The sequence below is a fragment of the Candidatus Enterococcus murrayae genome (assembly GCF_017315985.1).
In the GTDB taxonomy this organism is placed as follows: Bacteria; Bacillota; Bacilli; order Lactobacillales; family Enterococcaceae; genus Enterococcus_A; species Enterococcus_A murrayae.
Window position 1 is genome coordinate 1 of sequence record NZ_JAFLVR010000065.1, and the last position, 12,293, is coordinate 12,293.

General features: G+C 41.2%; 12 protein-coding genes and 1 riboswitch. Of the genes, 8 read left to right on the plus strand and 4 right to left on the minus strand.

Translation table 11 applies throughout. The annotated features are described in order from the left end of the window. Positions 1-88: 88 nt before the first annotated feature. Complete coding sequence (locus JZO85_RS19915) at positions 89-970, minus strand: LysR family transcriptional regulator (RefSeq protein ID WP_207110263.1); 882 nt, start codon at positions 968-970, stop codon at positions 89-91. A gap of 145 nt (positions 971-1,115) precedes the next feature. Between JZO85_RS19915 and JZO85_RS19920 the strand changes: the two genes are divergently transcribed. Both JZO85_RS19920 and aroD read left to right on the plus strand, forming a co-directional pair. Next, complete coding sequence (locus JZO85_RS19920; RefSeq protein ID WP_207110264.1) at positions 1,116-2,291, plus strand: Gfo/Idh/MocA family protein; 1,176 nt, start codon at positions 1,116-1,118, stop codon at positions 2,289-2,291. A gap of 19 nt (positions 2,292-2,310) precedes the next feature. After that, on the plus strand, positions 2,311-3,057 hold the full coding sequence (aroD, locus tag JZO85_RS19925; protein ID WP_207110265.1) for a type I 3-dehydroquinate dehydratase: 747 nt from the start codon (positions 2,311-2,313) through the stop codon (positions 3,055-3,057). 60 nt (positions 3,058-3,117) lie between these two features. Here aroD and JZO85_RS19930 read toward each other — a convergent pair whose 3' ends face one another. Together JZO85_RS19930 and JZO85_RS19935 are read right to left on the minus strand one after the other, a co-directional pair. After that, a complete protein-coding gene (locus JZO85_RS19930) occupies positions 3,118-4,017 on the minus strand; it encodes a WaaS/CpsH family glycosyltransferase (RefSeq protein ID WP_207110266.1) in 900 nt (299 codons plus the stop codon). A 316-nt stretch (positions 4,018-4,333) separates the two neighbouring features. After that, the gene (locus tag JZO85_RS19935; protein WP_207110267.1) at positions 4,334-4,864 is read right to left on the minus strand and encodes a folate family ECF transporter S component; all 531 of its coding nucleotides are present in this window, start codon (positions 4,862-4,864) and stop codon (positions 4,334-4,336) included. 35 nt (positions 4,865-4,899) lie between these two features. Beyond that, positions 4,900-4,996, minus strand: a riboswitch (THF riboswitch). Between the two features lie 179 nt (positions 4,997-5,175). Here JZO85_RS19935 and JZO85_RS19940 point away from each other — a divergent pair. Both JZO85_RS19940 and JZO85_RS19945 read left to right on the plus strand, forming a co-directional pair. After that, a complete protein-coding gene (locus JZO85_RS19940) occupies positions 5,176-5,784 on the plus strand; it encodes a hypothetical protein (RefSeq protein ID WP_207110268.1) in 609 nt (202 codons plus the stop codon). Positions 5,785-5,833: 49 nt separating this feature from the next. After that, on the plus strand, positions 5,834-6,535 hold the full coding sequence (locus JZO85_RS19945; RefSeq protein WP_207110269.1) for a hypothetical protein: 702 nt from the start codon (positions 5,834-5,836) through the stop codon (positions 6,533-6,535). Between the two features lie 39 nt (positions 6,536-6,574). Here the strand turns inward: JZO85_RS19945 and JZO85_RS19950 are convergent, their stop codons facing one another. After that, a complete protein-coding gene (locus tag JZO85_RS19950) occupies positions 6,575-7,477 on the minus strand; it encodes a LysR family transcriptional regulator (protein WP_207110270.1) in 903 nt (300 codons plus the stop codon). A 263-nt stretch (positions 7,478-7,740) separates the two neighbouring features. On the opposite strand from JZO85_RS19950, the gene JZO85_RS19955 reads away from it, so the two are divergent. The 4 genes from JZO85_RS19955 (at position 7,741) to JZO85_RS19970 (ending at position 12,282) form a co-directional block, all read left to right on the plus strand. After that, complete coding sequence (locus JZO85_RS19955) at positions 7,741-8,595, plus strand: sugar phosphate isomerase/epimerase family protein (RefSeq protein WP_207110271.1); 855 nt, start codon at positions 7,741-7,743, stop codon at positions 8,593-8,595. A 19-nt stretch (positions 8,596-8,614) separates the two neighbouring features. Continuing rightward, positions 8,615-9,466 (plus strand): shikimate dehydrogenase, encoded by an 852-nt coding sequence (locus JZO85_RS19960; RefSeq protein ID WP_207110272.1) that lies wholly within the window; start codon positions 8,615-8,617, stop codon positions 9,464-9,466. Positions 9,467-9,504: 38 nt separating this feature from the next. Beyond that, a complete protein-coding gene (locus JZO85_RS19965) occupies positions 9,505-10,809 on the plus strand; it encodes an MFS transporter (protein ID WP_207110273.1) in 1,305 nt (434 codons plus the stop codon). A gap of 144 nt (positions 10,810-10,953) precedes the next feature. After that, entirely contained in the window at positions 10,954-12,282 is a 1,329-nt protein-coding gene (locus JZO85_RS19970; protein ID WP_207110274.1) for a citrate transporter, read from the plus strand. Positions 12,283-12,293: the final 11 nt, after the last annotated feature.

Sequence of the window (12,293 nt, forward strand, 5' to 3'; positions counted from 1 at the left end):
AAAGCATAGAAGTTATCTGCGAGTAAACAGATAACTTCTATGCTTTTTATAGGTTCTGTTAGTCTATGAAAACGATCATAAGCTCTTTTTAAATCGTCAGTGTAAAATCCTTTTCCTTCAAAAAATTCTCGAAAACTTGCGCTCCCGGCGGCAGCTGCGCGTCTTTTCTTTTTGCCAAATAAACGGGGCGGTATAACGGCTCTTTAAACGTGAGCACGGCGATATCGTGAAAGGACATCAGGTTATTGTAAGGAAGGATCGCGCCGCCGAAATCAATCGAAACCAAACCAGCCAATGCCTGATCCTCCTCTACGCGGCAGGCGATGTTCAACGGCAGATCGGCTTTTTTGAAAAGATTTTCTATAAAATAGGTTTTGTCTTGGCATAAAATCATCGGTATTTTAGAAAGGTCAGCCAGAGAGACCTGTTCTTTTTTTGCATACGGATGTGATTTTGCTACGATCGCTACTAAGGGCTGATCCATTAAATGGGTGAACTCAATTTCGGGTTCATTGTTCAGGTATGAACAAATAGAATAATCGCAGGTTTCGTGTTTTACGTGTTCAAGCAGACGGGGAGTGTTGCCCTGCCAAAATTTGAATTTGTAGTTAGAGCGTTCTGGATCGCTGCGAAATTGCTTCAGCAACTGTGGAATAATCTCCGGCCCTAAAGTGAAGATAAAACCAAGATCGATGGAACCAAAATATGGATCTACGATATTTTTGATCGTGTCAGCTCCTGACTGAATCTCGTCTAAACCTTTGCGCACCTTCTGGTAGTAAAGTCTGCCCATTTTAGTCAGCTTGATATTTCTTCCGCTGGGCTTGAATAGATTCACTCCTACTTCGTCTTCGATCCGGCGAATCATCCGGCTCAAGGATGGCTGAGCGATCCCTAATTCGTCGGCTACTTTTCCGTAATGCTCTACTTCAGCTAATCGGCAAAAGGCCTCAATATTTTGAATATTCATAGAGAATTTCCTCGTTTTTAGAGAAGTATAACATTTTTGTTATGAATATCAACTACAAATGAGATTGTTTTCACAATCGAAAGTTTCTATAGTTGGTAGTGTAGAAAGAAAACGTTTTATAAATTGAAATGGAGGAATAATATTAATGAAAACAGTAACGATTGCATTGGTTGGGGCAGGCTTTGCCGGTAATTTCCATACGAACGCGTACAACAAGGTCAGCGGAGTGAATTTGCGAATCAAATATGTATTCGACAATGATCAAGAGCGGGCAAAACAATTATGCGACAAATGGGACATCATTGAACAGGTAGCGGCGAGCTATCAGGAAGTCTTGGAAGACCCGGAAGTGGATGTTGTGGATATTATTACACCGCCAGTGACGCACTTAGATTTGTGTTACCAAGCATTGGATGCGAACAAGCATGTTATCTGCGAGAAGCCATTGACTGGCTACTTTGGAGAAGAAGGCGATGAAGAGCCGATCGGTTTGAATGTACCAAAAGCGAAAATGTACAAAAAATTATTAGCAGATATCGATGAATGTCGTCAAAAATTTGAAGCATCGGATCGTTTATTCATGTATGCGGAGAACTATGTTTATTCACCAAACATTCTACGTTCAGCAGAAATGATCGAAGCGAAGAAGAGTAAAATCATGTACATGAAGGGTGAGGAAAGTATTCGTTCTTCTACTTCACCAGCATCTGCTCATTGGTCGCTGGCAGGTGGCGGTTCATTGATTCGTTTAGGCAGTCATCCAATCGGCGGCATGCTGTTCTTGAAGCAGGCGGAAGCAAAGGCACGCGGAGAAAAGATCGAGGTTCAAAGTGTTGTTGCTGAAACAGGACGTCTTGCGCCAAGTTTGAATGAGCATGACAAGCGCTATTTCCCAGCTAAATCAATTGATACAGAGGATTTTGCGACAGTGGTCATCACCTTTACAGATGGGACGAAAGCAATCTCAATTTCTAATGACAATACTTTAGGCGGAGTGAAAAACTACGTAGAAGTGTATACCAATGATAGTGCGTTAGTGAATAACATTACTCCAGCAGACAATCTTTCTACTTACTTCTTAGATCAGGATGATTTAGAGGATGTCTACATTTCGGAACAGCTGCAAGATAAAACAGGATGGAATAAAGTATTCGTCGCTGAAGAAACCCTGCGTGGTTATTTAGCGCAATTCCAAGATTTTGCGGAATGTGTGGCAGAAAATCGTCAACCGCTATCTGACTTAGACTTGGCTTATGATACAATCAAGATTATTTACGCGGCATATTTATCAGCTGAAGAAGGCCGCAGAGTAGATTTTTAAGAAAGCGCGAGGACAAACTATGAAGACTGTAACAATCGAAAACGTAACACTTGGAGAAGGACAGCCAAAGATCATCGTACCATTGGTCGGCAAAACGAGAGCAGATGTTTTGCAGGAAGCAGAGATCGCCGTTCAAAGCAATTGCGATATCGTTGAATGGCGAATCGATCACTTCGAAGAAATTTTGGATTTTAACAAAACAGCTGAATTCTCCAAAGAAGTCAAAGCAGCTGTGGGCAGACCACTGCTGATGACTTTTCGGACGGCCAAAGAAGGCGGCGTTTGTCCACTAGAGGATCAAAAATATTTTGAGATGTATCATACACTATTGGAGAATGGTGCACCGGATTTGCTGGATGTTGAACTGTTCATGCCAGAAAGTGAAGTGAGTGAGCTTGTTGCAAAGGCACATGAAGCAGGTAAGAAAATCATCATGTGCAATCACGACTTTGACAAAACGCCAAGCAAAGAAGAAATCATCCGACGTCTGCAGTTGATGCAGGAAAAGGGTGCGGATATTTGCAAAATCGCTGTTATGCCGCAAAATGCCCATGACGTCATTGTCTTACTGGATGCGACGCAAGAGATGTATCATCAACACGCTGATCGGCCATTGATCACAATGTCGATGGGTGAGCTCGGTGTAGTGAGCCGCGTCTCTGGGAAGACATTTGGTTCGGCAGCTACCTTTGGGGCAGCGAAAAAAGCATCAGCACCTGGACAAGTCTCGGTTGCTGAGCTGCGTACGGTTCTGGAAACGTTATAGACAAGAAATAAAAGTATGTTAAAGCAGCCTCGTCAGTAAGCTTACTGATGAGGCTGTTTTTTAGAGTGCACTTTCATGCTTCATTAATTCAGGATAGTACTCGTATTCTTCAAAAAGTTTTGGATCGTAATCGATGAAGCGTTTGACCCAATTCTTCGCTTCGAAGAAATCCAGCATTTCTTGATCAGCGGGCTGGTACGGAATATTCAAGAAGGCAGTTAGTTGGCTCAAGTTCGGTCCGATCATGAAGACATTCCTTGGGTCATAGAGCCGATAAAATGGCAGCATCTCATTGGCTGTAACCAATTTCTTCTGTAAGAAGAGCGACTCAAAGGTGCGCAGCGTCACACCATATTGACCAGCACGTAAAATTTCTAGGATTCCTTTGCTGCGCTTGACCAATTTCAGATAATCCTCATAGGGCAGGTAGCCATCTTGTTCGTTCCCTCGTTTGGGCAGGATGTGATAAAACGTCGATAAGCCAAGCGACTCAAAGCGCTGTTTAAGCTCCATAGCCTGCTGTTTACGACCATTGTCATTGGCTCCAAAGAAGATATCATAGTCTGTATCATGTAATGCTTCACCAACGGATTGCGTGTAAAATGAGCTGTTGTGCTTTAGGCCTAAATCGCGAGCTTCTAATGGATCAAAGTGATAGATTTCATCGATGGCCGCTTCTTTTTGGGCGGCATTCAGCTTACGATAATGCTCCAACTTAAAATGGTTCCAGAAAAATAAGACGATCTTCGCTTTTGTGAATGGGCGAATTCTTGCCGCCATTTCTGGTTCGAAGCCAAAATCTAAAAATATGATTAATTGAAAATTTTTCAAATAGTGACGTAAATAATCGTTGCTTGCTGCAAGTAATTCTTTCCCTGAACAAACACTCAAATCTGAGATGGCAGGGAAAAAGTAAAGTGAACGGTCCTTAGGGACAATCAAGACATCAGAAGTTTTCATTTTTCTCCCAGCTTTCATTTTAAATTTTTCATAGCATAGCGCGTTCCAAAATGAATAGCCATCATTATGCTTGAGAAAAATAACACAGCTGACACATAAAAAGGGGAAATTTTTATTTCTTGTACGCATATCATCGCGCTATACTGATTGAACGCGAATGTTTTATCTATGATGGAAAGCCGCTCTTACTATCATGAACTGGGAAAAACGGAACCGACAAAAATAGAGACTGTCTATGGGATAAGACAGCCTCTAAAGGGATATATACTGTGAAAGAAATAACTACTTTCAAAGAAATATAATAAAATCTCAAAAATTAATGTGCGCGATTGAAGCGAGCGATCCATTGCTTATAGGGTAATACGCCCCCTAAGAAATAGGTAATGAACGCTTGGATCGGGATCCAAATCACGGTTTTGATCAAACGTGGTGCCCAGATTACCCAGCTGTTTAATGGCACATGGTACATCATTGCCAGCCATAGCGGGGTCAGGATCAAGTTGATCAGGATCGTTGTTACTAGTACCGATTGGATCGAGTTTTTCCAAGTGATTTCTTTCTTATAAAAGAAGTAGCCGTAAATCGCTCCTTCAAGAAAGGCGTTGATGGTAAAACCAATGAAAAACGGCGCTTTCGCAAAAAGTGACATACCAATAAAATCAGCGATGACCGAGCCTATTCCCGTCCAGAAAGGTCCAAACAGCATGCCCATAATGATTTCTGGGATAAAGGTAAAGCTGACTTTGAGAAATTGCGTCTCGATTCCTAAAATCCGAGACAGGGTGACCATCATGGCGATCAATAGCGCCATCGTTGTGATGCTTCTAGCATCGAGGTGTTTCTTCATTTCTAGCATCTCCTTATAGAGCTGCTACATCTTCATGCAGCGAATGCGAAAATAAAACCGCAGACTAAGTCTTTCGTCCAGAGGACAACATCCCATCCCTCCAGCACTTGACGCTTTATTTCCTACTCTGATTTATTTTTTGGGGAGTCCCCGAAGAAATACTAGCACAGAATGAAATAGGAAACAATCTTTTCAATTTCATTCCTGCAAGTATTGAGAAACTTTTTTATATTCGAAAAAATTGGGTAATTTTCTGCGTATTTTAGAGGTACTATAGAACGAGAGAGATTATAAAGAAGAGAGGTCCGAATATGACTGTAAAACCGTTAAATGAAAGACAGTTGTTTCGAATGAAACGAAAAAACCTGGAGAAAAGGATTAATCAATACTATCTAGAAACGCAGGATATAGAGGCAGTATTAGACTATAGTCTGGCAGTTCTAGTGTTCAATGGGATTACGATGGACAATTATTCATCTGTCTGTAAGGAGTTGATCAAGGAAATTTTTTTGACTAGCGAGCCTAGTGATAAATTACGGGATTATTGTTTGTATTTCTACGATTTCTTTGAATATGAGGAATGGGAAGCCGTAAGAAAGCGCTTGTTCAAAAGTCGAGCAGCATTTTCTGAGCATACTCGCGGGATTCGACCAGAAACAAAATTTGTGCGAGCAGAGTCTGCTCCTACAGCGAAAACAACAGAGAGCTCCGAGGATTCCTTCGAAACAGTGTTTAAGGATGAACAGGGAAAGAAACATAAGCAAAAATTCAAAAATGTGGATGTAGATATGCCAAACAAAAAGCTTTTTACGTTATTAGAGATCTTAACGAAGCTGCCAATTTTTGAAAAAGAGGGCGTTCGAAGGTTTACTGAGGTGGTCCCTGCTGATTGTAAAACGATAATAGCAGACACTTTTTAAGGAACGAAGCATCCAAGTATGATTTTTTTAGAAAGAGGGGAAAAAGAACATGCAGCCTTTGCAGGAGAGACAATTACTTCAAATGAATCGGGAGTCTTTAGAAAAGAGAATTCTTCAGTATTACAATGAAACAAAGAACGAAGACGTCGTGATCGAATATGGAATGGCGCTTTTAGCGAGAAATGCGATGGTGATGGACGATTATTCCTTCATCTGCAAAGACCTGATTCGCACAATATTTTTAGAAGGGAAACCAAACAATACAAAGCGTGACTTTTGCTTATATTTCTACGATTTTTTTGACTATAGCGAATGGGAGATCGTTCGAACACGGCTGTTTAAAACGCGATCAGAATTTTCTGAATGGACTCGAGCATTTCGACCAGATACTACCTATGTACGGGCGGCTGCAGCACCGACCTATGATAAGTTTGATGAGATATTGACTTATGCAACAAGGGATTATTCAGAAAAACAAAGAGCCGACGCATTTGCTGATAAAGAGAACTTTGATTTTTTATTTAAGGCATATTTTTCGGACGCGAATGGCAAGAAGCACTTGGTAACTTTTAAGCACGCGGACATCAGCAAGTCAGGGCATGAACTATATATCTTATTAGAAATTCTGACGAAGCTGACGATTTTTGAGAAAGATGGGGTTCGTCGTTTCAAAGAAATCCTAGGAGATGATTGTATGGGAGTAGTCAAACATTCATTAGTTCGATCCAAAAAGAAGATTGGTAACCAATAAAAGAAGAAGCAGGAGGCTGTCAGCGTCCTGCTTCTTCTTTTAATAGACGATTTCTTTTGGATCGGAATGGGCGAGAACGAATTCCTTAAAATTGATTACTGCCGGTGTAAGATACGCTTCTTTATTCGTAACTAGATAGAAGGAGCGATCGAGCATCACATTTTTCAAATGAATCGTTTTTAGCGGCAGATGCTTCAGGATATACATATTTGGTACGACGGCGATACCAAAGCCCTGGCTGACAAGCCCGGCGATGACTTGATCCACCGTGACTTCATAAACGATATTGTAGCTGCAATTGTTGTTCTGGAATACTTCATCGATCACATTGCGCAGACCGCTGCTTTTACTAAAGCCGATTTGTTCATATGGCTGAGTCTGTTCTAAATAAATATGATCAAACTGGGCTAGTGGATGATCCAAGGGCGCGATCACGACCAGTTCTTGGCTGGCGATCGGCAAAAATTCCACACTGGGCTCATCCGGCAGATAGGAAGCGATACCAATATCGTAGTGCATAGATTTGATCCCATCCACTATTTCTCTGGTTACCCCAGAAGAGGTATGGAAATCAAAAAGAATTTCTTTCTCTGGGTTAGCGTCACGAAATCCTCGGACTAATTTTGGTACAAAGGTCGTTCCTAATACGGGTAAAAAGGCGAAGCTGATAAACCCGCTGCCTTTGCTGATCTTGGTCACAGTCTCAATCCCGTCATCTAATGTTCCTAAAGTACGGGAAACGTAATCTTGAAAAATTATGCCGGGTTTAGTCAATACGACATTTCGGCCTTTTTTTTCGAACAAGGTGATGCCCAGCTCATCTTCAAGCGAGGCGATGGCATTGCTCAAACTGGGCTGCGTAACGTTTAGAATTTTGCTAGATCGGGTATAGTGCTGCTCTTTGGCTAAGACATCAAAGTATTTTAAATGTTGTAGATTCATGCGCACGCTCCTATTTATATGGCCTTTTAAATAATTATAGCAAAACCTATATGTTTTACCTATAGGTTATTCGAGAAAAACCAATTAGAATTTTGAAAAATCCCACGTTAAAATGAATGCAGGATTTGATTGTGAAAGCCGATACATTATGAAAGCCGCGGTTTTCGCAATTAAAAAGGCTTTTGTACATTAAGGGACTGCAGCCCAGCATGTGAAAAAAATAACTTTAAGGATTTTAGCCATACATTTTAGGAGGAGAAAGAATGAGACAAGTACCATTAACAATCAGCTCTTATACATTAGGAATGGAAATTGATTTTGAAGAACGTGTAAAAATTGCTAAGGCGGCAGGCTTTGATGGCATCGGCTTACGTGCTGAAACCTATATGCTGGCAATTAAGCAAGGCTACTCAGATGAACGCATGCTGGAGATTTTAGCAGAAAATGACATGAAGGTAACAGAAGTTGAATACATTACCTTATGGGCAGATCCAAATAAAACGCAGGAAACACCAGAAACCTTGTTACAGCAATTCAAAGAACAAACGGTTTATCATATGGCACGTTTATTCGGAGTAGGACATATCAACTGCGGATTGATGGAAAAATATCCGGCAGAGGTTCACATCCAGGCCTTCAAAGAATTATGTGCACGAGCAAAAGAATTAGTGATCGGGTTAGAATTTATGCCTTACAGTGGTGTTCCAGATTTAGCGAGTGCGTGGAATATCGTAAAAGAAGCCGACTGTGAAAATGGGATGTTGATTTTAGATACGTGGCATTGGGCACGTGCAGAAACGTTAGCAGAGGATTTGAAGGATGTACCGGCAGAAAAGATTGTTTCAGTTCAAATCTGTGACGTATTAGAGCGTCGTTATCCAGATACGATTTTACGTGATGAATCCATGCATGATCGTCTGTGCCCGGGAACTGGCTGGGGAGACACAGTTGGCTTCTTGAAAGCCATCAAAGAACACGGAATCAAACCGCGTGTGATTGGAACCGAAGTTATCTCTGATCCAATTTTAAGTTTGGGCTACGAAAAGGCAGCACAAATGAACTACGACACAAGTATCGATGTCATCAAGCAAGCTTGGCCAGAACTATTAGAAGACTAAAAAAAGGGTGGATGAAATTATGTTAGAAGGCGTATCAGGTAAAACACAATTATATGGATTGATCGGAAGTCCTGTTGGGCATTCAGGGTCTCCTGCGATGTACAATTATGGGTTTGAACAGTTAGGAATCGATGCCGTTTATCTAGCGTTCGATGTTCAGATCGATGAAGTGGAAAAAGCGATCCAATCTGTTCGAACATTCAATATGCCTGGAGGCAATGTAACGATGCCTTGTAAGGGTGAAGCAGCGAAATACATGGATGAATTATCGCCGGCAGCTCAAATGGTTGGCGCGATCAATACTTTCCAGAATAAGGATGGAAAATTAACAGGGCATATCACAGATGGTATCGGCTTTGTTGATAATCTGAAGGCGCATGGAGTCGATCCTAAAGGGAAGAAATTTATCGTTTTAGGAACAGGCGGTGCGGCAACAGCGATCCAAGTACAGTTAGCGATCGAAGAAGCAGCAGCAATCGATATTTTCAATATCAAAGATGATTTCTTTGTTAAAGGTGAAGAGACCGTTGCACGAATTAAAAAATTCTATCCTGATTTAGCCGTGGCGATCCACGATTTAACGGATGCTGACTTATTGAAACAAAAAGTTTCTGAGGCGGATGTTTTAGTCAATGGAACAACGCTTGGAATGGGTGAAGGCTCCACCAGAACACCGATCAGCGATCCAACTATTTTCCATAAAGATTTAGTTGTGGCAGATGCGGTTTACAATCCTCCAGTTACTCAGTTGATCAAGGATGCTAGAGAGCAAGGTTGTGAAACAGTTACTGGTGAAGGTATGTTGCTTGGACAAGGGAAAGCAGCCTTTGAAATTTTTACAGGGCAGCCTCTTCCGACAAAGGAAAAATAAAACGGCATTTTAAATAATCGATTAGGAGTAATCATCGTATGAGAAAAAAATATTTACCGTCTCTGATTTTTGTGTATTTGGCGTATTTCACTCACGGTATGCAGACGCTTAGCTTGAGTCAAAATGCTACGTACTTTTTTGAAAAATGGGGCTTTACTGATGCTACTGCAGGAGCAGCCGCTGTTTCAATGGCGATCACTTTTACCGGTTTCGGGAAATTGATCTCTGTATGGATCGGCGGGGAGATTTCCGATAAGGTTGGACGAAAAGTTTTAGCAGTCGGCGGCTCCATTATCTACTTTTTATTCTTTGTTGTTCTGCTATTATCAACGAATGTCTACATTGCTTATGTAGCAGCATTCATAGTAGGGATCGCTAATTCAGGAATGTGGGATGCAGCACTGTATCCAGCAGCGCAAGAGGCTGCACCTAAATATGCGGCGTCCTCTCTTTTAGGGATCAAGCTGTTTGTTTCGATTGCTGGCGTGATTTTCCCTATCATGGTCGTTAATTTTGCTGAAGCAGGTCAAAATACTATGAGTATCATCCTTCCAGGGGTGTTAGCTCTAGTCTGTGTGATCATGTCACTACTTTGTCCATTTGCTTATGATGATGATATGAAGGCTAGTAAAAAAGCTAAAAATGGTTCTGGTGCAGAAGGAGCACTTGAATCAAGTGAGGATTTAGTTCAGAAGGAAATTGATGAGGCGAAAGCGAAAATGCTGGTTCAGCCTAACAAATTAGTAAACTTCACGACTATGTTCTACGGTTTCGTCTGCATGTTCATTATGTATGGCGGCCAACAATATACGAAGGCTTACGGTCTTAGTAATGTTGGGATGACTGAGTTGCAGGCAGCGAGTCTAACATCTGTTTATACCATCGGTTCAATTTTAGCTGTTCTTTTCTGGGCATTTATGATGGGTAAGCTAAGATGGAATCCAGTGAAGGTTTTGTTTATTGATGCTATCTTCACAACCATTCCTCTGGTAGCTGTTCTATTAATCAAGGATGTCACAGTGATCTACATCAGTATCGCTTGTTTGGGCTTTTTCGCCGCGGGTGGTGCGTTGCAGGCCGGCTTGAGTGTCCGCCAAATGTTTTCACCAGGACGAAAAGGCAGAAACACCGGGATTTATTATACTTGGATGAGTGTTGCTAGTGTTGCTTTGCCTTACTTTGTTGCTTATATGACAAAATCTGTTGGTGAAGGTCAAGCAGTATATATTATGATGGGCTTACTGCTAATGTTTGGAGCAATCTCGATTGTCATGATGACTTACTTAGTTATCCAACATAAGAAAATCTTTGGCTACAGTGCTTTTGCTAAATTACAGGACTAAACAGAACTAAATAACTTTTGTGGAGGTAGAACTGCATTCGAAAGAATCAGTCTCCTCCTTGTTTTCATATCTTGGATTTGTAGGGTTAAAATTTTTTGAATTTTGTATCTGACACTGGATGCGAAGGAATTAAAGGGGGTACCCATGGATATTATAATTGGGCTATTGTTAATCTGTTCCTTCATAGGAATGGTCGTATTTTGTATCAAGGGACACAACTTAATGGTGGGCTTTTTCATTATGGCCACCATTTGGACAGTTTTACCGATTATTGGTCATCTGATTTCACCGAACGATGCATTTGTCGGGATGACGATCAATGATATGCTGAAAACGGTTTATCAAACGGCGCCTGAAAAATACGGGGCTTCATTGATGAATATTTTCTTAGGCGCCTTTTTCGGCCGTATATTATTAGATACTGGAATCGCTTCGACGATTATTCGCAAGAGTGTGGAATTAGGCGGCGATAATCCCGCGGTTATTTTAGCAATTGTGAACTTGATTACAGGATTCATTTTCACTTCTATGACGGGTGCAGGTTCTGTTATCGCGATTGCGGTAATCATTCTGCCGATTCTATTTTCTATTGGTATTCCGAAAGTGATTGCTTTCTTCTCCTTTACTGGATCGGTAGCAGCTGGATTGTTTTTGAATCCCATCAATTTTGCACAGTATTCTGCCTTCTTTTTAAATTCCAATGGAGGAGCAGAATATTCATATAGTGATTATTTTCCATTTGGGATCTTGGCGTTTCTAGTAATGATCATTGTGGTATCTATTGCAGCGATGATTTATTTGCGTGTTGAGAGTCTGACCTATGCTTGGGCTGCGACAAAGGATAATAGAATCGTGGAGGCACCGGGGATATCATTAATCACGCCATTTTTACCGGTAGTAGGTGTGATTGTTTTGGATTTACCAGTAATTCTATGCTTCATTTTGTCAAGCATGTATGCGTTAGCGGTTTGTGGGGAGCTGAAGGGCAGCTTTAGAGAAGTCTGTCGAACAATCTCTCGCATTTTTACAGAGGGAGTCAAAGACACCTCTTCTTTGGTAGCTTTCTGGATCACCTTGGCAATGTTCAATGATGCTGCATTTTTTGCTGCTCCTTATTTTGAAAAGATCATCGGCGGAATCATTCCAACAGCGCCATTAGCCTTGTGTATTCTATTTGGAATCTTGGCTCCACTTACATGGTTCAAAGGACCGCTTTCACTGATTGGATCGGGGGCTGCACTGTTAGCAGTAGTCAGCCAAACAACGAATTATCCGACGACATTTTTATACCCATTATTTGCTTCTGTATTGATTGGCATGGCTCATTTTGATATTACGATATCTTGGAATGCATGGGGATTGAGCTTTAACCGGATTAATGCAATTGACTATATGAAAGTTACGTTTATACCAGGGATAGTAGTAGCTTTGATTTTAGAAATTGCGAACTTTTTACTTAATAACCCAGTATAAATGAAGGAAAG